The sequence below is a fragment of the Paraburkholderia sp. JPY419 genome (assembly GCF_050435705.1).
In the GTDB taxonomy this organism is placed as follows: domain Bacteria; phylum Pseudomonadota; class Gammaproteobacteria; order Burkholderiales; family Burkholderiaceae; genus Paraburkholderia; species Paraburkholderia youngii.
The window spans coordinates 383,418-403,480 of sequence record NZ_JBNDKV010000001.1 but is presented as its reverse complement, the minus strand read 5'-3'; the positions used below and the strand labels follow the sequence as shown (position 1 = coordinate 403,480).

Annotated in this window: 18 protein-coding genes and 4 pseudogenes; 11 read left to right on the top strand and 11 right to left on the bottom strand. The window is 58.3% G+C overall.

Features of this window, described 5'->3' with window-relative positions; all coding sequences use genetic code 11:
• Positions 1-1,023: 1,023 nt before the first annotated feature.
• The 3 genes and pseudogenes from QFZ91_RS01920 to QFZ91_RS01910 all read left to right on the top strand — a co-directional run.
• Positions 1,024-1,755 (top strand): IS6 family transposase, encoded by a 732-nt coding sequence (locus QFZ91_RS01920; protein WP_429566037.1) that lies wholly within the window; start codon positions 1,024-1,026, stop codon positions 1,753-1,755.
• A gap of 591 nt (positions 1,756-2,346) precedes the next feature.
• The gene (locus tag QFZ91_RS01915) at positions 2,347-3,717 is read left to right on the top strand and encodes an integrase catalytic domain-containing protein (protein ID WP_429566036.1); all 1,371 of its coding nucleotides are present in this window, start codon (positions 2,347-2,349) and stop codon (positions 3,715-3,717) included.
• 240 nt (positions 3,718-3,957) lie between these two features.
• Positions 3,958-4,224: pseudogene (locus tag QFZ91_RS01910) on the top strand (IS110 family transposase); the annotation flags it as partial.
• A 780-nt stretch (positions 4,225-5,004) separates the two neighbouring features.
• On the opposite strand, the gene QFZ91_RS01905 reads toward QFZ91_RS01910, so the two are convergent.
• Complete coding sequence (locus QFZ91_RS01905; RefSeq protein WP_429566035.1) at positions 5,005-5,814, bottom strand: IS5 family transposase; 810 nt, start codon at positions 5,812-5,814, stop codon at positions 5,005-5,007.
• A 632-nt stretch (positions 5,815-6,446) separates the two neighbouring features.
• On the opposite strand from QFZ91_RS01905, the gene QFZ91_RS01900 reads away from it, so the two are divergent.
• Positions 6,447-7,673 (top strand): glycoside hydrolase family 26 protein, encoded by a 1,227-nt coding sequence (locus QFZ91_RS01900; RefSeq protein ID WP_429566034.1) that lies wholly within the window; start codon positions 6,447-6,449, stop codon positions 7,671-7,673.
• A gap of 42 nt (positions 7,674-7,715) precedes the next feature.
• Positions 7,716-7,863: pseudogene (locus QFZ91_RS01895) on the top strand (IS5/IS1182 family transposase); the annotation flags it as partial.
• Between the two features lie 110 nt (positions 7,864-7,973).
• Here QFZ91_RS01895 and QFZ91_RS01890 read toward each other — a convergent pair.
• The 6 genes from QFZ91_RS01890 to QFZ91_RS01865 form a co-directional block, all read right to left on the bottom strand.
• Positions 7,974-8,111: a hypothetical protein gene (locus tag QFZ91_RS01890; protein ID WP_429566666.1), complete on the bottom strand. Its 138-nt coding sequence runs from the start codon at positions 8,109-8,111 to the stop codon at positions 7,974-7,976.
• 389 nt (positions 8,112-8,500) lie between these two features.
• Positions 8,501-9,232 carry an IS6 family transposase gene (locus QFZ91_RS01885; protein ID WP_429566033.1) on the bottom strand — a complete coding sequence of 244 codons (732 nt, stop codon included), beginning with the start codon at positions 9,230-9,232 and terminating at the stop codon, positions 8,501-8,503.
• 286 nt (positions 9,233-9,518) lie between these two features.
• Positions 9,519-9,662 (bottom strand): galactose oxidase-like domain-containing protein, encoded by a 144-nt coding sequence (locus QFZ91_RS01880; RefSeq protein ID WP_429566032.1) that lies wholly within the window; start codon positions 9,660-9,662, stop codon positions 9,519-9,521.
• Complete coding sequence (locus QFZ91_RS01875) at positions 9,659-10,438, bottom strand: hypothetical protein (protein ID WP_429566031.1); 780 nt, start codon at positions 10,436-10,438, stop codon at positions 9,659-9,661. The genes QFZ91_RS01880 and QFZ91_RS01875 overlap by 4 nt, the downstream gene beginning before the upstream one ends.
• 192 nt (positions 10,439-10,630) lie before the next feature.
• Entirely contained in the window at positions 10,631-10,939 is a 309-nt protein-coding gene (locus tag QFZ91_RS01870; protein ID WP_429566030.1) for an RICIN domain-containing protein, read from the bottom strand.
• A 167-nt stretch (positions 10,940-11,106) separates the two neighbouring features.
• Positions 11,107-11,751, bottom strand: a complete 645-nt coding sequence (locus tag QFZ91_RS01865) for an SCO family protein (RefSeq protein ID WP_429566029.1) — start codon at positions 11,749-11,751, stop codon at positions 11,107-11,109.
• Positions 11,752-12,556: 805 nt separating this feature from the next.
• On the opposite strand from QFZ91_RS01865, the gene QFZ91_RS01860 reads away from it, so the two are divergent.
• On the top strand, positions 12,557-12,874 hold the full coding sequence (locus tag QFZ91_RS01860) for a hypothetical protein (protein ID WP_429566028.1): 318 nt from the start codon (positions 12,557-12,559) through the stop codon (positions 12,872-12,874).
• Positions 12,875-13,335: 461 nt separating this feature from the next.
• Here QFZ91_RS01860 and QFZ91_RS01855 read toward each other — a convergent pair.
• A pseudogene (locus tag QFZ91_RS01855) lies at positions 13,336-14,224 on the bottom strand (IS110 family transposase); the annotation flags it as partial.
• A gap of 18 nt (positions 14,225-14,242) precedes the next feature.
• On the opposite strand from QFZ91_RS01855, the gene QFZ91_RS01850 reads away from it, so the two are divergent.
• The 3 genes from QFZ91_RS01850 to QFZ91_RS01840 all read left to right on the top strand — a co-directional run bounded on the left by QFZ91_RS01850 (position 14,243) and on the right by QFZ91_RS01840 (position 15,470).
• Positions 14,243-14,467 (top strand): hypothetical protein, encoded by a 225-nt coding sequence (locus tag QFZ91_RS01850; protein ID WP_429566665.1) that lies wholly within the window; start codon positions 14,243-14,245, stop codon positions 14,465-14,467.
• A 331-nt stretch (positions 14,468-14,798) separates the two neighbouring features.
• Positions 14,799-15,098 carry a hypothetical protein gene (locus tag QFZ91_RS01845; RefSeq protein ID WP_429566027.1) on the top strand — a complete coding sequence of 100 codons (300 nt, stop codon included), beginning with the start codon at positions 14,799-14,801 and terminating at the stop codon, positions 15,096-15,098.
• Between the two features lie 39 nt (positions 15,099-15,137).
• Positions 15,138-15,470 carry a hypothetical protein gene (locus QFZ91_RS01840; RefSeq protein WP_429566026.1) on the top strand — a complete coding sequence of 111 codons (333 nt, stop codon included), beginning with the start codon at positions 15,138-15,140 and terminating at the stop codon, positions 15,468-15,470.
• Between the two features lie 13 nt (positions 15,471-15,483).
• Here the strand turns inward: QFZ91_RS01840 and QFZ91_RS01835 are convergent, their stop codons facing one another.
• Together QFZ91_RS01835 and QFZ91_RS01830 are read right to left on the bottom strand one after the other, a co-directional pair.
• Complete coding sequence (locus QFZ91_RS01835; protein ID WP_429566025.1) at positions 15,484-16,269, bottom strand: COG4705 family protein; 786 nt, start codon at positions 16,267-16,269, stop codon at positions 15,484-15,486.
• 90 nt (positions 16,270-16,359) lie between these two features.
• A complete protein-coding gene (locus tag QFZ91_RS01830; protein ID WP_429566024.1) occupies positions 16,360-17,232 on the bottom strand; it encodes an endonuclease/exonuclease/phosphatase family protein in 873 nt (290 codons plus the stop codon).
• A 246-nt stretch (positions 17,233-17,478) separates the two neighbouring features.
• On the opposite strand from QFZ91_RS01830, the gene QFZ91_RS01825 reads away from it, so the two are divergent.
• Positions 17,479-18,171, top strand: coding sequence for a phosphatase PAP2 family protein (locus QFZ91_RS01825; protein WP_176112016.1), 693 nt, complete (start codon positions 17,479-17,481; stop codon positions 18,169-18,171).
• On the opposite strand, the pseudogene QFZ91_RS01820 reads toward QFZ91_RS01825, so the two are convergent.
• Positions 18,166-19,060, bottom strand: a pseudogene (locus QFZ91_RS01820) (SDR family oxidoreductase). The gene QFZ91_RS01825 and the pseudogene QFZ91_RS01820 overlap by 6 nt on opposite strands.
• A 103-nt stretch (positions 19,061-19,163) precedes the next feature.
• Here QFZ91_RS01820 and QFZ91_RS01815 point away from each other — a divergent pair.
• Positions 19,164-20,021 (top strand): helix-turn-helix transcriptional regulator, encoded by an 858-nt coding sequence (locus QFZ91_RS01815; protein ID WP_429566023.1) that lies wholly within the window; start codon positions 19,164-19,166, stop codon positions 20,019-20,021.
• The last annotated feature ends 42 nt before the right edge of the window (positions 20,022-20,063 follow it).

Below are 20,063 nucleotides of genomic sequence, written 5' to 3'. Positions count from 1 at the left end.
CACCGTATTAACCGAAAATCTGTGTCACCGTTTGCAGTTACTTTGGATTCCTATTTGTATACCGCAGGACATGTCGCGTTGGTGTATTTCAGCAACGATCGCCGTTTATACGCCTTGGTCTTAAATGGCAGGCGATGTCATATGCGCAAGAGCATGCAATCGGAAGCCAATTCGCCTCTGTTAGCAAGCGCACATATCATATGTGAATCCAGACCGCTTAAAACGCAAGGTGCGAAGTATTCCTCACAATTTAGGGCAACGAAAACGGTACTGAATTCTCACCTAGGAAAATCGCTTTGTTTTAACCGACCAAAGATCACTGCCGGACCCTGAAAAAACGCAATGAAAAGTCTGACATAATGTTACTGAAAAGATCTCGCCTCGCGAATCAAGCGCGGAATTGAGCAGTTCTGGCTCGTTCTCGTCGAAGCGGAGCGCTAGCACAGCTTCGCCGTGCGAAAGGAAGTTCGCGTAACGAGACCCCTGAAATAAAATATCTTTTCGATAATTGTTTCGTGGCACCGAGAGGGAATGCGAACGACCTTGCATGACGATAAGATCCTAAAATTGACTGCTCTGTGCGAAATAACACATTGCACGGCAGCTTTTGACGGCAATGGAAAATGACAGGCTTAGTTAATATTATTACCTGACCGGAAACGTTCCGATTTAAGTGTCCCGGCAAATCTTTTCGGATTTCGCTAATCTGCCGCCGTAATGATGCTAGGGTAGCGGATGATGTGTGGTAGAGCTGAGTGAAGCCGAGGAAATGACGTTGCAGCAGCTGTCAATCGATCACATACATGGGGACACGCGCACGCGAGCGGCGGTCCTGTTGCTGCTCGGGCGCGGGGGGTGCCCCTATGTCGTTCGTCAAGCATTAGGGGCGGATTTTGGTTGATAGGGTGCCGTCGCGCGGCATTGCGAACAACACGTCGCAGCGTCGTCTGGCAAGGGCAATGAGCGCTTGATTGCGGCGCTTGGGCAATGTCAACTTGAAGGCGGGCTGGATAGAAAGGCGAAATGAAAAAGAGCACCTCGCCGTATCACGGTTTCCGTTTCCCATCCGCGGTCATCAGCTGCGCGGTACGCTGGTACCATCGCTTCAATCTGAGCCTGCGCGACATCGAGGAATTGCTGCCCGAACGTGGTGTGGTGGTCACATATGAGTCGGTGCGCAACCGGTGCGACCGGTTTGGTGCGACGTTCGCCTGCCGGGCCAAAGCAGTCCGGCCGCGATCGGGCACGACGTGGCATTTGGATGAGGTGTTCGTGAAACTGCGCGGGGAGCCATACGTGCTGTGGCGCGCGGTGGACGAACATGGGACCGAACTGGAGGTGCTGTTGCAGAAGAAGCGCGACAAGGCCGCCGCAAGGCGTTTCTTCAGAAAGGTGCTGCGCTCGCACCCGGTGCCCCGGAAGATCGTCACCGACCGGTTGCGCAGCTACCCGGCGGCAAAGGCCGAGGTGCCACAGCTGGCCAATGTGAAACACGTGTTCGTGAAGGCTTCGGCCCGGATGAACAACCGGGCGGAAAACAGCCACCAGCCGACGCGCCGGCGTGAGCGCCAGATGCAGGGTTTCCGTGATCCGCGACGCACGCAGCGCTTTCTGTCGAGCTTCGGACTGATCCGGCAACACTTCGCCTTACCCCGTCACCGCATGGACGCTGCTACTCACCGTGCCCAGCTGAAGCAACGTCTCGACGGCTGGTATGGCTGGAGCGCAGCCGACCTGGTCAAGTACACCCGGTAATCAGAAGGAATCCTCCGGACTGCCGATTCGTACGGCCATCTTCCTTCAATTTGACAAAGCCCGCGCGCACGTCTCGGCACTTTGCGCTGGCGACGGCTGGCTGCGCAACGGCGCCAACCTGATTCTCATGGGGCCAACCGAGTACGCGACATGTGCTCACCTCACCACGTTACTGAAGTTCAAGGGGAATTTGCTGCGGGTCTTCTGGTAGCGGGCGCCGCGACGTACCGAACGACCCCCTCTGTACCTCAGGGTGCTGCAGATCGGCAGCCTTTGACCCAGGGAGCGCCCTTGCAGACCTGCGAGGCGTCGAGCGTATCTCCCCGGTCTTCGGCTCGACCCAGTGCAACTGCAACACTCGTTTAGCAACGTCGACGCCGACAGCGGTAAATTCCATTCGTGTTCTCCTGAGCTTGAGTGGTGGTTTCAGAACTGTCACTTTCACAAATTTGGTGTCGTCGGCTGCGAAAACCGCCCACCTCGCCGCCTCATCACCCATATATCCGTCGGCCCTTGCGGGGGGAGGCGTCCTTTCCATTTTGTTACCCGTCAGAATGCTGGCGGGGACGACTTATGACGAGGCGGCTTAGCATGACAACACGACGGGAATTGACTGAGGCAGTCGGTGAGCGGTACCGCCGTTCTGACCGGAACGATAAGCGCGAGATACTGGACGAGTTTGTTCGGGTGACTGGGTATCACCGCAAGCACGCTATCCGTGTGCTGCGTCGCGAGCCTGCGGCTTCGAGGAAGAAGCCCGGCCCCCAGCGACGCTATGACGATGTGGTGCGGTCCGCGCTGATCACGCTGTGGGAGGCTGCCGACCGGATCTGCGGCAAACGGCTCAAGGCGCTCGTCCCAACGCTGATCGACGCGATGACACGGCAGGGCCACCTGTCGCTCTCGAAGGAGGTTCGCCAGCGGCTAAACCAGATCAGCGCCGCCACCATTGACCGGCTGCTGCGGGACGTGCGCGAACAGGCTTTCGCGGGTCAACGCCGGCGCGCTGGAGGAATCGGCAATGCGATACGCCGTGCGGTGCCGATCCGGACCTTCTCTGACTGGAATAATCCGCTACCCGGCTATCTTGAGGTTGATTTCGTCGAGCATTGCGGTGGCACCAAGATCGACGGCGACTTCGTGCACAGTCTCGTGATGACCGATATCGCGACCGGCTGGACCGAATGCCTGGCAATGCCGTATCGAACCGGTGCGCTCGTTCTCGAGCATATCGAACGGGTTAGCCGAGTCTTGCCGTTTCCGCTTCGCGGTCTGGATTGCGATAACGATACAGCCTTCATGAACGAGGCCATGTTCGACTTCTGCAAGGCGACTGGTATCGAGCTGACACGCTCACGTGCCTACAAGCAAAATGACCAGGCGTGGGTCGAGCAAAAGAATGGATCAGTCGTGCGCCGCCTCGTCGGATATGGCAGGTTGCGTGGACTTGCAGCCACGGAAACCCTTGCATCCCTTTACCAGGTGTCGCGTCTGTACATTAACTTCTTCCCGCCTTCATTCAAGCTGAAATCCAAGACACGTCATGGCGCGAGGGTCACGAAGCGATATGAAGCGCCCTTGACGCCACTTGAGCGCGTCCTGCGCTCGGCATCGGTGCCCAAAGCAACCAAACGCAAACTACGTGCTCAGTTTCGGGCACTCGACCCGCTGGATCTCCTGAGCCGAATGCGCGAAGCGCAGCAGCATGTCGCGCAATGCAGCGAATTAGGCACTGCGCCGAAGGAGGCAAAAAAACCTGGACGCGTCTCCCTCACGGATTTCCTGGCGAGTCTTGGGACAGCGTGGCAGGACGGCGAGGTAAGACCGACGCATCATCGAAAAGCGCGCGTGCCACATGACTGGCGCAGCCGGGAAGATCCGTTCGAGCACACCTGGCCGACAATACAGCAATGGCTTGAAGGAGAGCCGGCATCACGGCGAAGAAGCTACATGAGCGTCTAGTCGCCATGGCACCGGCAATGTATTCTGGCGCCCAACTGCGTACTCTGCAGCGCCGCGTAAAGGCATGGACATCGAATCGCGCGAGGGAACTGGTGATCAGGATACTCGGCGACGCCGACGCGATGAAGGCTGGCGCTGCTACGCAGCACCACCTTCATCGCAAAACAACCGGAGAGCGACAATTACCCGGGAGTAACATCATCCCGTGAGGCAACACGTCTCTCATCCAGATTGTCGCGCCACACGCGTCACCTGCTGGTCGAAGCGGCCTGGTCATACCGTCACCTCGCCAAGGTGAGCCCCGCCATCCAGCAACGTCACGACGGTTTACCCAAGGCGATCATCGATCGCGCGTGGGACGCACAACTGCGGCTGTGCAAGCGAAATCGAAGACTGGTTGCGCGTGGGAAACATCGCAACGTTGCCGTAATCGCCATCGCCCGGGAGTTGGCCGCATTCGCGCGAATGACCCCACCCGCGCCTGAGTCGCAACCATATACGCACTGATCGCAGCACATTGCGCATTCAACGGAGGAAGAAGAGTCTGCTGAGGACGGCGCAGCACGGTCCGTGAACAATCCGCGAAGATTCTACGAGACACCCCCACGGGGCAGACTCTCGATCATAGAGCGCGGCAGGTTCACAAGACGGAACCCTGTAATGTGGTAACCAACCCACGGATATCAGGCGGATCTACCGTCGACACTACAGCCTGCGCCGCCCCCAGCAGATTCACTTGCGCGCGTTGCGAATCGCCTGCTGGCGTCGGAAGGTGCGGCACGCTTCAATTACGAACACTGCGCTCTGGATACTGATTCACTATTTCATCGCCGAATCTTCAGTTGATAGTCTCGCGTAAACGAGGCCTGCTTGAGTCGAAGCCATGGAGATGGGGTGTCCCGCCCGCATAACCCCACAAAAAGTCCAAATGTTTTGCGATCGGCCGGGAGATTAGAGAGAAATTCTGCTTTTTGGCGGAAAAAGACTGTTGCAGTCTTTCCCTGCGCCGATGTTGAAGGTAGGATTTACCCCTAAATCGCGAAGTCAAGGCGAGTAGCTTGCTGAGCGGCGCAAGGCTTTTGGGACAACACTGAGTTGATTTAGCACTCCGCAATGCAAGCGAAATAACCTTGTACTTCCGCCTAACGTATTGGCGTCGCCTCGGGTCTTCGATATCTGCCTACCGTTCGTGCCGGTAAGGCGGACTCTAAAGCGCAGCCCAGAAAGACGACGGCCCCTAGTTGGCGACTCCTTTGGAATAGACGGATCACCGCTGTCTAGACGGTGTTATGCACTTTTGGTAAGGGATGCAAAGTGAACAAGAATAAGCACGGAAAACACGACAAAGTGCAAGCCAGCCAGGGTTTCAGGCAATCGCTCGTAATCCCTGGCCAATCGGCGGAAGCGGTTAAGCCAGCCAAAGCTGCGCTCGACCACCCAGCGACGTGGCAACAGTACAAAGCCCTTTTTCGCCTCGGACAGCTTGATGACCTGAAGCTCAATGCCCTCCTCGTCGAGTGCCGCCTGCGCGGGCGCTTCGCCGGTGTACGCCTGATCCGCGAATGCTACCTTGACCGTCTGACCCGTGACCTGCTGGACCTGCCGCGCCAATTCTCCAACCGGTGCACGCTCCTGTTCGTTGGCCGGCGTCAAATGCACTGCGAGCAGTTGCCCCAAGGTATCAACCGCGATGTGCGCCTTGCTGCCTTTCTTGCGTTTGTACCCATCATAGCCTGCACGCGGTCCGCTCTCGCATGTCGATTGCAGCGTCCGGCCATCAAGGATCACTGCACTGGGCTGACCTCGACGATCCTGCGCCACCCGGATGATCGAGCGCAGGTCATGGACCTTGGCTTCAAAACAGCCCGCCTGAATCCAGCGTTGCGTCTGCTGGTAGACCGTCTTCCAAGTCGGAAAGTCATTGGGCAGCAGACGCCACGGCGCACCCGCGCGGACAATCCAGCGCAAAGCGTTGAACATTTCGCGCAATTCGTATCTGCGCTGTGGCGCGTCCTTGCTCATCAAGGTCAGGTACGGAGCAGCGAAGTACCACTCTTCATCCGACATATCCGTTGGGTAGGGTCTGCATTTTTTCATCCGGCCGGGATACCAGGTCTGGCCGAAAGTTCATAACACCGTCTAGAACCGACTTCCGCTGTATGACGTCGCGATTTCTTCGCAGGTACCCGGTCAACGAGCTTTCTGGATTTCCCGATTATCCGAGCGTGTAAGCGCATTTATGTTCGGGTAGGGGACGCAGCCAACTTTCGTAGAATAGTTTTCGCGGGGTTGCTCACCTATTCTGATTCCATGGGCTTAGGGATTTCGATCCAGCGGCGGCGAAGTCAAACGTAGTCGGACTTATTTGAATCTACTGTTGTGGCAGGTCCTAATTTGGACTACTAACGGAACTTACATAAAGGATTATCCATATGCTAAAACGTCGTCAATGCGGGGGCGGGACCGACTCTGGAGCCGCTTCGCCAGAAGTATTAGCCAATGCCGCACAAGAGCACCAGCTCTCTTTTCCCTGACCGCAGCGCGCGCCGCGAAGCTTGTCCCGAGGTCAAGTACTTATCTTGGTGCGAACGTTTGCGCTGCGCCGGTTGCCTGCGCTTCTCCCCCTGAAATTTTAGACAATCGCGCCATCGGACAGTCCGATGTCTCAGGCGAATTTATCTTGCTTGTAATTTGGACTACTAATGGCATTTACATAAAGGATTATTCATATGCTAAAACGTCGCCAATTTCTTACTGGTGCCACAGCAGTTGTTGGTAGCTATATCTTGACGGCATGCGGGGGCGGTACCGACTCTGGAGCCGCTTCGCCAGAAGCATTAGCCAATGCCGCACAGCGACCGTCACCCGATGGCACGACCATTCCGCCCGCCTCGTCGATCATCGACCCCTCCGGCAATACGTGGACGGTAAAGAACGGCGTGATATACAAGGGAGGCGCGAAGGCGGGGTTCTCACAGAACGTCACCCTACTGCTGCTGTACGGCGGCAACATCTACCAATCTGCCTATGGAAGCTGGTGGGTGTGGTCGGGCAGTGCGTGGAACACTTCCTCGGACCCCCGCGTCGCATCATCCACGGGACCTGCGATCGGCGTACATTGTGAAGGCGACAACGATGTTTCGCTTTATGCCGCATTCAGTGCATGGCTTGGCAAGCCGGACCTGTATCGGCTGACGTTCACCGCCCGCGATTCATGGTCAGACGTAGCCACACCGTATTTCCTGTCTGCCACACAGACATGGATTGCACAGCCTGGTCGCTATGAAGTTATGTCCGTTCCGCTGCTGCTGGGATCGGATACATTTGCAAGCATCGCAGGGGGGGCACAGGATGCGACATGGCAGGCACTGGCCAACAACATCAAGTCCATTGGGAATCCGGCCCAGGTGATTATCCGGCTTGGCTGGGAACATAACGGCAACTGGTATGCATGGAATTCCCGTAGTGATCCTAATGGCTACGCGGCGGCGTTCGCGCACGTCGCGCAGGTGATGAAGGCCATCGCGCCCGGTCTCCGATTCGACTGGTGTACCGACTTCCAGGCCTACGACACTTTCAACTGGCAGGCGGCCTATCCTGGCGACGCCAGTGTGGATATCGTGTCGATGGATGTCTACGACGAGTGGAATCCCAATGGCTGGAGCGACATCACTAGCGGAGCAGCAAATATCACACAGCTTCGCGCCTTTGCTGCTGCCCACGGCAAGAAGGAAGCCTATCCTGAATGGTCCTGTTCAATCGACGCGAGCGGCCATGGTGATAATCCCACCTTCATCACAAACATGTACAACTGGTTGATGGCAGGTGGTAGCAATGTCCTTTACCATTCGTACTGGAACACGAACCTGGGTGGGCCCAATGCTGCTATTCAAGGGCCTCTCTCTGGGAACGTACCGTTGGCGGCAGCACAATATAAAGCCTTGTTCTCTCGCTAGAAGGTGTTAGGCGCCCTTTGTCGGACCAAGTATCCTGTCAGGATGAAAAAGCGCAGGCCATACCCAACGGATGTATCGGATGAAGAGTGATACTTCGCTGCTTCGTACCTGACCTTGATGAACTAGGACCGCACCGCAGCGCCGCTACGAACTGCGCGAGATGTTCAACACGCTGCGCTGGATCGTGCGGCCGGTGCACCGTCTGGTAGACCAGTTCCCAAGGTGGAAAGTCATTGGCACATGGTTGACCAGGACCGTCAACGAAGGAGCGCCGTTGACGGTCGGGATAGCCACTCCCCGTCAAAAGCGATCGCCGCTGTGGTTGAGGCGAGGATCGTCGGCGGGCGCATGCCGTTCGTGCAGCAGGTCATGCAGTGCGATGCGCGCGCGCAGAGCCTCAATGACTTCAACGACGGCGAGCGCACGTTCGCGCGACAAGTTCTCGGGTATCGGAGGTGTCCAGAAGAAAGATGGTCACTCTCGCCCCACAAGCTGAGGGTTAGCCGCTTCTTTAGCGTTGCGAGGTTCATTCGTTTTGCCGAAATATCCGGTACATCTCAGTAATCTCGCGCAGCGAAAGGAAGCCACACCATATGACGTTGGTCGAGAGGGACGATCATGCTTGCGATTCGAGATAGCCGCCGAGGCTGGCAATCCATAACACTACCTGAGCCAGCGAGGGGACCTTTGTGGGCAGTGTGTGGAGAGCGTCAAGCAGGACGTCCGGTCGTGGGCGTCGCGAACCTCTCCGTCGTGCCGTGCTGCGGGCTTTGTCAAATTGAAGGAAGATGGCCGTACGAATCGGCAGTCCGGAGGATTCCTTCTGATTACCGGGTGTACTTGACTAGGTCGGCTGCGCTCCAGCCATACCAGCCGTCGAGACGTTGCTTCAGCTGGGCACGGTGAGTAGCAGCGTCCATGCGGTGACGGGGTAAGGCGAAGTGTTGCCGGATCAGTCCGAAGCTCGACAGAAAGCGCTGCGTGCGTCGCGGATCACGGAAACCCTGCATCTGGCGCTCACGCCGGCGCGTCGGCTGGTGGCTGTTTTCCGCCCGGTTGTTCACCCGGGCCGAAGCCTTCACGAACACGTGTTTCACATTGGCCAGCTGTGGCACCTCGGCCTTTGCCGCCGGGTAGCTGCGCAACCGGTCGGTGACGATCTTCCGGGGCACCGGGTGCGAGCGCAGCATCTTTCTGAAGAAACGCCTTGCGGCGGCCTTGTCGCGCTTCTTCTGCAACAGCACCTCCAGTTCGGTCCCATGTTCGTCCACCGCGCGCCACAGCACGTATGGCTCCCCGCGCAGTTTCACGAACACCTCATCCAAATGCCACGTCGTGCCCGATCGCGGCCGGACTGCTTTGGCCCGGCAGGCGAACGTCGCACCAAACCGGTCGCACCGGTTGCGCACCGACTCATATGTGACCACCACACCACGTTCGGGCAGCAATTCCTCGATGTCGCGCGGGCTCAGATTGAAGCGATGGTACCAGCGTACCGCGCAGCTGATGACCGCGGATGGGAAACGGAAACCGTGATACGGCGAGGTGCTCTTTTTCATTTCGCCATTCTATCCAGCCCGCCTTCAAGTTGACATTGCCGTCAACGGTGGTGCGAATGCGTCGGCCGCGCCGGTTTGCGAATGGCAGTTCGCGCAACGGGTAGTCGAGCCGGGCAGCAAATGGTCGCCGTCGCGCAATTGCGCCGCGATGAATGCTGCCCGTTGAAGATCGCGCACCCGAGATCCTTTGGCCCGCAAAGCGGCGCGGCGTGCGCAACATACATGATGCTCGCCAACCCGAGCATTAGCGCCACACGCGCCGCGGTCCGCCCTGACAGTATCGCCATCACTGGATCTGCACCGTACGCGAAACGCTCGGCATGCCTTTCGCGTTCAGGCCAAACAGCATGTAGTAGCCGGGCACGACTATTCCCGGATCGGAAGGAATATTGATCAGATATTCATCCGCCGTTCCTACCGTGAAAGTCACGGGTACCCGCCGCGCTCGTTGTTGACCGCGTGGGTCGACGAAGACAAGCGCATCAACGCAAAGGCCGTGATGCCACTGCTGCCCGTCACGGCGATCGATGTCCCGAGCTGTGCTGGGGTCGGCGCGGCTGTGAGGGTCGGTCGGGTTGCCCGCGAGCCGTCCGCGTTCAGCAGGTACGGCGGCGTCAGTATTTCGAGGTTCGTATGATTTGTCGAGCAACTTCCGCACAGTCCACCGCCGCCGCTCAATACGCGACCGTCCGGCAACAGCAGTCCGATGCTGTGATAGTTGCGCGGCACGGCTTGCGGCGGAAGCACCGAAAAAGTCTTCGTGGTAGGGTCCCACAACTCTGGCGCCAGCACGGCAGTGTCGTCCGAAAACGTTATCGGGTACGCCTCTCCACCTAAGACCACCACCTGGCCGTTCCGCAAGACCACGCTGGTGTGAAAGGCGCGGCGGTAATTCATCGGCGTAAGCGCTTGCGTCACCGCGGTGCCGCTACTGATGTCGATTAGCGTGGCGTTCGCAGTCGCGTTGGCATACTCGTAGTTCGTCGCACCGCCTGCAGCCAGGATCTTGCCGATATCGTACATAACGGCGTTGCCGTTCATCGCATCGGTATCGCTGCCCTGGTTGCCGACAGGCGTCACGTTGCCCCCGCCGGCGGTATCGAACCAGTGCATGGCAACGCTCGGACCGGCGTGGAAGACTCGCCCATTTGCCACCGCAAACAGCCATGCATGATTTGTCGGAGCGGAAAATGCCAGCCGCGTCATTCGTGAGGATGTAGTCGGCGAGAATGGCGCTGTTGACCTGCCAACCCGTACTCGGTGACCAGGTCTCGCAGGTCTTGCCGCCTTCGCCTCCGTTCCACGAACCACCCACCAGGAATACGTTGCCATTGCTCAGCGTTACGCTGATGTCTGCAGCGCGCCGCCGCTGCAAGGCTGCTGCGTGATCTGCGCGCCCTATGCCGTGAGACTCGCAACCGCCAGACACAAGTTGCTCTGCGACGCGACGATCGCAAAGCCGCCACCTTGCGGTATGAGCTGAAAGCTTTGATTCCCCTGGCCATTGCAGGTCCACTGGTCCGCTCCAGCGCCGGCGTCCGTGCTTACACCGTAGATGTCGAGGCAAAGATTGCTGTTTACGTTGACGAACTGATAAAGCCCGTTGTTCTGGGTCAGTGTCCAAAGCTCGTTATTCTGCCCATGGAAGGTCCACTGGATGACCGAAGCGCCAGGCGTTGTCGATTGGGCGTCCACATCGGCGCACAAGCTGGTGCCGTTAACGGTGATCGTACTCGATGTCTGCGCTTGCAGTCGTGGAGTACATTGAAAGCACCGGCAAAAATGCAATTAGCAGCAATGCTCTCACGCACCTGTCGAATCACTGCGACATGAACCTAAGCGATTTTTTCGTGACATGTTCTCAGTCCAATAGGTTACACACGCCCTAATGCGCCCAATACCTCGCAAACTTGATCCGCGCGGGGCAGGTCATCGCTTCGCCAGCGCAACATTGCGTTAGCGTCGAAGCAGTAGATTTGGGTCGAGTGATCGGCAATGTTGCCGACTGGCAAGGTGCTGCCCGAAAGCGCTGTGCGCATCCGGTCGACGTCCTGCAACGTCGGCGTGGCCGCCCGCCATTCGGGTCCGGCCTCGAAGCGCTTGAGCCATGCGTGCAGCGCGGGCGGCGAGTCGGAAAGCGGATCGATTCCGATCGACACCAACTGAAGGGGATAGCGATGCTGCAACTGCGATATCCGTTGCTGAACGGTGCTGAACAGCGCACCTTGCAAAGGACAAACTGAACTGCATCCTGTGTAAATCGTCTGCAACGCAGTCACTTTCCGATGCAACAGGTCGGTTAGAAGCTGCTTCTGGCCGCTTTGATCGATCACCCAGTAGTCGTCGAGACGAATAGGCGGCGTGACGAGTCCCACGCTTGCGTGCTGCGCATATAGCGGAAAGGAAATGCCGGCTAACGCCGCCGCCGATACTCCACGCAACAGCGCACGGCGACTCGGGCTTCGTACCGGCGCGCGCGCGCGCAACGCCGCGCGACCCGGCGCGTGTTGATGAAACATGAATGTAATCTCCCGCAACGTGTAACGATCTTCAGAACTATTCGTCGCCATCTCTCACTGCTGTTACCCGCGCGCCAAATGTGCAGACGTCGCGCGCGACGGCTAACGGTCGCTCTCTCACTGGTGAGCGTAGCAGGGAACCTTCCGGAAAATGACAGCGTCTGGCCCGCGACTTGCTGCGTTTTGTGAGGTCGGCCACATAACCGTGAACCTCCAGGAACTGGCCGTTTCGAAGGCCCGAGCAAAGCCCTTTTTTGACTTGCAGCTTTTATTTTCAAAAGCACTAAATCGAAGCGTCGCGAGATCCGCATTTCGCGATTTATGTATTGCGAGTGGGGCAGTCCCACCGAAAGGCCTCGACGGACGGCCTCTCTTTCTAAAAAATCATACTAACGAATTCACCCAAGTTTTCAGCTATCCCTTACCGACACGCCTCCATCTCACAGATTTCGTTGTTACGCTTGGTTACGACGGCGGGGCAATTTTTGCGCCATTTCTGTATCATTCGTTTCGTCAGATCAGTCAGGGAAAACCTTGGTCGTTTCGATCAGTATAACTTTGCAATTTTCGACGAATCACCGAATCGTGCTTTTTGAATGCTTCAACGTGTTTCCGGTGCATCGCATTTAATCTGATGATTGAATTCGATTAATGCATTACGCGAGTCCGGCGACTGGTGCCTTTTGACAAAAGCGAATCATTAGTTAGTTTTATCTGTGTTTCTGCGTAATTATTCGTGGCGAGGTCCTTATCACCCGAACGTTGTTCGCTTTAGCGGCCAAGGTTGATCGGCCTTGATAGAAAGGTGTCCTCTTTCAGCAGACTCTCTCCAAGACTAAAACCATCATTTCGTCAACTTCCTGAGATCGCAAAAACTGTTTCAGTACTTGCATTTACCGCAGGAATCCTGAGCCTTGCAGGTTGCGGCGGTGAAACAAGCGATGACGGCAGCACGCAGTACGTGACTGCCAACTCCTCGCTCTCTGCTAACGCAGTCGCGAACGCGACTACGAATGAGTACAGCAACGGCGTAGTGTCCGCCGACAACGGTTCGCCGCCGGTTCAGGCGAACGGTCAGCCTTATAACCGCGCCCACGTGCAACGGGCGGGACAAGGCGATTGAGCCGTTTCGCGACGATCGATACGAAAGCCGCATATCCCGCGCAAAGTCCATTTGCAATCGTGACGTCAGCGACAGTTGACTCACGAGTTTGACGTGTTTGCGTTACGTGTGCCATCGCCTCAGGAACTGATGGTCATCGGCAAACGTAACGCCGACGTTCTCGGTTCATTCCCCGTTGTATGGACGCCTCCTTTTTTTGCAACAGCTTTCGATTGATCTGGTGTAACAGGAACGGCTTGCAGCTTTGTATCCGGCCTTCATGCAGCCAATACAACCGCTGCGGGCCCCTATGGAATCCGCTGACTTGCACCTCATTTCAATATCGAGCTCGAAGCTCTTCGGAGAATTCAGGTTTAGCAAGTCCCAGGTCCGACCTGTATTGCCATCACATTCGACTGCGGGTGCAAACTTTCGAGGTTCATCCTGTGTTAAACGTCAATCTTCCACATTGCGTAAGACACTCAGGCGGGCTTCGCGGTCAGGTAGTCCTTCTGGTATGGCCTGTTGTGGGCCAGTAGCGCCCAAATCGTCCGCGCCATCTTGTTGGCTAGCGCCACGATCACGACATTCTTGAGCTTGCGCTTGAGCATCTGCAAAACCCATGGATCGGACTCCTTCGCATGCTCAATCACCGATCTCGCACCGTGGATCAGCAGTGTGCGTAGATATGTGTCGCCACGCTTCGATATACCGAGTAGGATCACCTTGCCTCCGGAGCCCGTCTGCTTCGGCACGATACCAACCCATGCGGCGGAACTCCCGGCCGGACCTGAATGCCTTCGGGTCGCCCATCGTCGCCACCGATGCCGTAGCCGTCAGCAACCCGACGCCGGGAATCTCACTGACCTTCTTCACGGACGGATCCTCCTTCTTCCACTCGCGCATGCGACGCTCGATCTGCGCGGCCTGTTGATCCAGCTCCGCCAACCCGTTCCATTGCTCGCGCAACGTGTCGATTACCACTGCGGGCAGACGTTGAGCGATCCGCTCGAGCACCGCCGGTATCTCCTTGTCCAGCTTGGCCCGCCCATTGCTCATCACTTCACCGTATTCCGCGAGCAGTCCGCGCAGGCCGTTAATCTGCATGGTGCGAAACTTCACCAACTGCTCGCGCATTCGATGTAGTGCCAGCATCGCCTGCTGCATTTCCGTCTTCACCGCCACCGGCTTGCTGGGTTGCTGGACCGCAAACCAGATTGCGCGTGCGTCGCCAGGATCTTTCTTGTTTCCGATGTTGAATGCCTTCACGAACTCGCCCGGCAAGAGCTTCACCTCGTGCCCCATTTTTGCGAGTTGCCGATGGTGCGCGCCACCGCATGCCTCCATTCCGATCAAACAAGGTCCACGGTTATTCTTTTCCAGGGGGGCATGTATGCACCGTCTAGCGCATACCAATGCTCGGCCACCCAGAATCCGCCGAGCGGATCGTCGCCGCGACTCGACTTCTGCGACGCGACGTTCACGAAGTATCTCGGCTCGCTGATGGACGTCGTTCTGCCCTTCACGGCTGACATCGAATTGTTCAATGAGACCAACTGGTCGTTCTCCGCTTCGGACCCGTCTTACGGCGATCCGAACGGTATTTCCGGCTAAATTCCCAATCGCAGCAAGACGCTCTATTCGGAAGCCAGGCAGGTCCTGAACACGAAGAGCCAGTCGGACTACAAAACGGTTCTGCATACTCAGGGCATCTCGTACTTCTACAACTCGGCGTATCCGAATAACGGCTGGCTACCGCCCGCAGGCAGCCAACTGATCCAGGCGACCGACTACATCAATGCCATGGGCAACAACACGAAGAGTGCTTCCAGCCCGTTGAACAACACGATCGACGTCGTTGACGTTCACCCGTACTTCGGCAGCGCCGAGTACAACACGCTGGTGCAGGCATTCATGACTACCGTATCGAACCTCGTCAGCAGCGGTGCGAAGCCGATCTGGGCTGACCGAGACCAACAATGGCACCAACGGTACGGATGCCGGACAAACGGCCGCGTTCAATCAGTTGAAGATTCTGATGAACAACAGTTCGGTGGCAAAGGCGTTCTGGTATGTCATGCGTAACGGCGATCCGAGCAATGGCGAGGGTGACGGCTACTCGATCTACGACTACAACCGTAACCTGATTCGTCCGCAACTTGCAGCCGCGATTCAGGCCTACACGGCAACCATTCCGAGTTCGGAACGTTTCCTGTCGGGTTCTTATCTGACTCCGATCCAGTAAGCCTGCCCGTGTAGCCCATGAATGAACGGAGCGCCGACTATGGCGCTCCCTTCTTTTTTGCCGTTTGGATACGCCCCGTGTGCGATCGCTCACGCAAGGCGGCAAACTCGTCCGGCAGCGGACGAGTCAACTCAGCGCCGTGCCTTTCTTCTTTTCTTCGGCTTCGGTTGCGTGAGTGCAGCGCTCCAAAACGCGGAGGCCGCGCGTTTGGCCGCCGCCGTCGTTCGTACCCCCGCCGAGTTGGCGATGGTATTGGCGCCGCTTAGCGACATGCTCAGGAACGGGTTCTTCCTGGTCCAGGGATTTTTCATGTCAGCCTCGATTAAACGAATGTCCAGCGAGCATGCAATGGCTATTCCCGAACATTTGTAGCCTCTTCGCTCTACTACCGCATCGCTCGCCCAGCAGGACGCTGCGGTAACAAAATCACGCACAGGGCCATGAACGAAACCAGAATCACCGATGCATAGAGTCGGCTGATCTCGAGCCCACCTTGAGATACGGGTTTGTCGAGCAGATCTCCTAAGGTCGCGCCGAGCGGACGCGTCAGGATGAACGCCGCCCAGAAAATGGCGGTCCGCGACAGCCGCGACCAGTAATACAGCGCGCCGACGATCAGCAGACCCGCACCGAAGATCAAAGCGCCGTTCTCATAGCCGAGCCCCAATCCGCCTTCGTCCGATCCCGCCACCCAATCGCCCAACGCCGTACCCAGTGTCTGCGAAAAGAGGATCGTCACCCAATAGAACCACTCGGCTCTCGGCGTGGTTACGCTCTGCACTGACACCGTACCTTCCGATTTGTACCAGATCCCCAGGCTCGCGAGCAGAAGCGCGAAGACGATCATGACACCGCCAGGATAGCCAACTCCCACGGATCGATCGAAGAAGTCGGCCAGCGTGGTACCGAGCGTGGTCGTTGCGACGATGGTCGCCCAATAAAGCGTGGCATTGAACCGCTCCGCCCTGATCTGCCCTGCGACCAGCGCAATAAAAATAACTGCAAAGATCGCGGTGCCGATCAGATAACCCAATTTGAGCGACATGGTCACCCAATCGCCGCCCGTTTCACCAAGTGTCGTGGCGGCGATTTTGATGATCCAGAAGCCCAGCGTGATCTGAGGGACTTTGCTGACTGCATGCGCGCGAATTTCCGATCGGCTGATATTCATGTGAGGTGCTCACTATTCTGGTAGCTTGAACATAGGCTCGACCATCGCAGAACAACTCTTAACAGAGCCTTAAGCATTCCCGCAGAAGTTTCAACGCAGTTCCAGCCACATCGGCTGATGATCGGACGAGCGGCTGTGCGGATCGACATCGCACGACGCAATGCGTGTGCCCAGGTCTTGCGTGACGAAAACGAAATCGCACGCGAATGGTCCGTCGGGCCATTGCTCGTGATCGTATAGGCCGACCGTCGCAGCCCGCGGCTCGCCGGGGTGCGCGCGGGCCCACGCATCGACGAAGGTCGGCGCGTCGGCGATCGGTTCGAGCATCCGACAAAACGCGGTGTCTTCGAACGCGCTGTTGAAGTCCCCGCAGACAACCGCGCTGAGTGGACGCGCCGTATCGGCAAACGGGCTGTCCGGCTTTTCACCACGCGCGGGAAAGTGCGCGTGATTGCATGCTTCCTGATGCAACTCGCGCAGTCTCGCCACTTGCGCGAGCCGCTGTTTCTCCGAATAGAATTCGAGGTGCGTGCTGATGACACGAATCGGACCGACGTCGGCTTCGAGCACCGCTTCGAGCGCGACGCGCAGCATCGACGGCTTGGCGGGATCGGCAGGCCACGGCAGCGAATGGCGCAGCACCTGACGAACCGGTAAGCGGGTCACGATGGCATTACCGAACTGCCGCCGATGACGGCTCGCGCCCAGCGAAGGCAGGTCGGAGCCGATCGCATCGAGCACGGTCATTTCCGGAAGCAGAGCGGCAAGTTCGGCGAACTGATCGGCCGACGGCGCGCCTTTCAATCCGCCTTCAGCCGGTGCTTCGTTGAAGCCGCGCGTGACTTCCTGCAGACACAGCACGTCGAAGTCGCACAACGCGCGTGCTTCCCGCACGATCCGGCCGAGGTCGACGCGGCCGTCGACACCGCAGCCCCACTGAATATTCCAGTCGACCAGTTTCATGATGGCCTCCTTGAAAGATCCGACTATCGGTCATCGCTGCGCCTGGCGCTGTTACGGAAACAACTTCCGACGAGCGATTTCAACCCGTATTTCGCATTGTGATGAGCGATCGCGGGGTCACCGAAAGTTAGCGATGAAATTGCGCAGTAAAAATTGTCAGTGAAGGTAAGCGAAAAAAAATGCCCCTGCGGGCGATGAATTATGCTGATACTCATCCGGCGACCGGCTCCATTTCTTTACAAAAATATGAATAGCTTCGATTTATCCATCGAAACATATCTATCCAACATACATTTCAGTCATTTCGCGACGCTATCCATACAAGCCATCGACAACCTGTACACCTTCAAAGGTCTCGTGCTCGTTCCCGTGCTGTGGTGGATGTGGTTTCAGCAAGACGAATGCCGCGAATGGCGGCGAGAAATGGTTCTCGCGACGGTTGTCAGCGGCCTCGCGGCGCTCTTCGTCGGAAGAGTGCTGACTCACTGGTTGCCGTTCAGGGTGCGCCCCGTCTATGACCCCGAACTGCATCTGAGCTTCGCCAGCGGCGATATCAAGGACGCAGTGCTGACCAACTGGAGTTCCTTCCCGAGCGATCACGCGATGCTATGGATGGCGGTCGCCACCGGCATTTTCCTCGTGTGGCGGGGCATCGGTGTGCTGGCGCTTCTCTATACCGCGCTGTTCATTTGTCTTCCGCGCGCCTATCTCGGCTTTCACTATCCGACCGATTTGCTGGTGGGCGCCGCGGTGGGGATCACGATCACCTTGATCATGACGCGCGATGCGATCCGCACGCGCTACGCGACGCCGGTGCTGCGATGGATGGACCGCCACCCGGCGCCCGCTGCGACGCTAGCCTTTATTCTGTGCCTCCAACTCGTCACACAGTTCGACGAACTGCGCAGGCTCGCGAGCGGCATATTGAAACATCTATGATGCAACGTAGCGCGCTTCGTTCAGATCCGACAGTAGCGTGGGACCGGTCGGTCGCCAGCCCAAACGCGCTTGCGTCTGCGCGCTCGATGCCGGCATATCGAGCGCGGCGAAAATCGCCATCCATCCGAAGTACGCCTGCGCTTCGCCGCGCGCGATCGAGACGACCGGCAACTTCAGGCCGCGCCCCAGCGCTTCGGCGATCTCTCGTGCACTAACACCCTCTTCGTCGACCGCGTGATAGCGCGCACCGCGTTCGCCCTTCTCGATCGCAAGCCGGTACAGCCGCACCACATCCGACAGATGCCCGCGCCGGCCAGCGATTAAGTCCTTCCTCCACATATGCGCACACGCCTTTGTCCCGAGCGATCTGGATGAGCGGCGTGATGAGGCCTTGCCTGTATGGGTTATGCACTTGCGGCAAGCGCATCACCGACACGTTGACGCCGTCCTCCAGTAGCGCATTGCCGGCCATCTCGGAGCCGATGCGAGGGTTCGGGTGGCTGGTGTTGAACACGTCCTCGACGGCCGGCTGCCCGTTATCCCGGCTGCCGACGCCCGTGCCTGAGGTGATCAGAAGCGGCCGATCCGAGCCCGCCAGCGCCGAGCCAAGTGCTGCGATCGCACGCTTGTCCTTCTCGCAGTTCTCCACGAAGTGCGAGAAGTCGTGATCGAAAGCAAGGTGTATGACGGCGTCGGCCTTCGCGGCGCCGCTGCGCAGGCTGTCGGTGTCTTCGAGCGTGCCGCGATGCACCTCCGCGCCCGCTGCGACGAGCGCCTGCGCGCCCTGATCGGAGCGGGTCATGCCGATCACCTGATGGCCGGCTTCGATAAGTTCGGGCACCAAAGCCGAGCCGATAAACCCGGTTGCGCCTGTCAGAAAGATTCGCATGGTCAAGTCTCCAGAATAGCCACGGACGCACTATGCGATCATTCGCTATGCTATTGAAGTAGTGAGCTTATCCCGGTAAAGCGACTAACAGGTTAATCGTCCAGTGAACACCGCCCAATCCCTCGGAGACTTTCTGCGCAGCCGCCGCACGCGGCTCGATCCGGCCAGCTTCGGCTTCTCGGGCCGCAGGCGTACACCCGGCTTGCGTCGGGAAGAAGTCGCGCAGCGCGCGAATATCAGTTCGACCTGGTACACCTGGCTGGAGCAGGGCCGCGGCGGCGCGCCGTCCGCCGCGGTGCTGGAGCGCATCTGCGCGGCGCTGATGCTGACCAACGCGGAGCGCGAACATCTGTTCATGCTGGGCCTCGGACGCCCCCCGGAAGTGCGCTACCGCTCCACCGACGCAGTGGACCCGCGCTTACAGCGCGTGCTCGATTCGCTCGAGGCGAGCCCGTCGATCATCAAGACCGCGACGTGGGACGTGGTCGCATGGAATCGCGCGGCAGCCGTCGTGCTGACCGACTACAGCGCGCTGCCGCCGGGCCAGCGCAACATCCTGCGCTTCCTGTTCGGCGATCCCGACGCCCGCGCAAAACAGCATGACTGGGAGAGCGTCGCCCGCTCCGTGGTGGGGACGTTCCGCGCGGACGTCGCACGCGCGGGGATCGCCTCCGAGGTGGGCGATATGGTCGACGATCTGTGTCGCAAGAGCCCCGACTTCGAACGCATGTGGCGCGAAAACCAGGTATTCGGCCACAGCGAAGCCCAGCACGTTAAGCGCCTGCTGCATCCTGCGTTTGGGACCATCGAAATGGAATATTCGCTGTTCGCCGTCGATGGCCGGCCAGAGCTCAGCATGCTCGTCTACACCCCGCTCGACGCGCGAATTGTCGCGCGCATCCGTAGCGCCGTTTCGGCGATGGACGAGACTGACAGCGCCGCGCCCCTGAGCACTGCGTGATCGGTTTCGACGGTCGAGCGCGGCCGACGGATCGCGCTTCGG

What these genes read in the sequence shown, in the direction of transcription:
- QFZ91_RS01920 (WP_429566037.1), top strand. Translation starts at nt 1,024, where the DNA reads ATGAAAAAGAGCACCTCGCCGTATCACGGTTTCCGTTTCCCATCCGCG.
- QFZ91_RS01915 (WP_429566036.1), top strand. Translation starts at nt 2,347, where the DNA reads ATGACAACACGACGGGAATTGACTGAGGCAGTCGGTGAGCGGTACCGC.
- QFZ91_RS01905 (WP_429566035.1), bottom strand. Translation starts at nt 5,814, where the DNA reads ATGAAAAAATGCAGACCCTACCCAACGGATATGTCGGATGAAGAGTGG.
- QFZ91_RS01900 (WP_429566034.1), top strand. Translation starts at nt 6,447, where the DNA reads ATGCTAAAACGTCGCCAATTTCTTACTGGTGCCACAGCAGTTGTTGGT.
- QFZ91_RS01885 (WP_429566033.1), bottom strand. Translation starts at nt 9,232, where the DNA reads ATGAAAAAGAGCACCTCGCCGTATCACGGTTTCCGTTTCCCATCCGCG.
- QFZ91_RS01875 (WP_429566031.1), bottom strand. Translation starts at nt 10,438, where the DNA reads ATGACGCGGCTGGCATTTTCCGCTCCGACAAATCATGCATGGCTGTTT.
- QFZ91_RS01865 (WP_429566029.1), bottom strand. Translation starts at nt 11,751, where the DNA reads ATGTTTCATCAACACGCGCCGGGTCGCGCGGCGTTGCGCGCGCGCGCG.
- QFZ91_RS01850 (WP_429566665.1), top strand. Translation starts at nt 14,243, where the DNA reads ATGTATGCACCGTCTAGCGCATACCAATGCTCGGCCACCCAGAATCCG.
- QFZ91_RS01840 (WP_429566026.1), top strand. Translation starts at nt 15,138, where the DNA reads ATGGCGCTCCCTTCTTTTTTGCCGTTTGGATACGCCCCGTGTGCGATC.
- QFZ91_RS01835 (WP_429566025.1), bottom strand. Translation starts at nt 16,269, where the DNA reads ATGAATATCAGCCGATCGGAAATTCGCGCGCATGCAGTCAGCAAAGTC.
- QFZ91_RS01830 (WP_429566024.1), bottom strand. Translation starts at nt 17,232, where the DNA reads ATGAAACTGGTCGACTGGAATATTCAGTGGGGCTGCGGTGTCGACGGC.
- QFZ91_RS01825 (WP_176112016.1), top strand. Translation starts at nt 17,479, where the DNA reads ATGAATAGCTTCGATTTATCCATCGAAACATATCTATCCAACATACAT.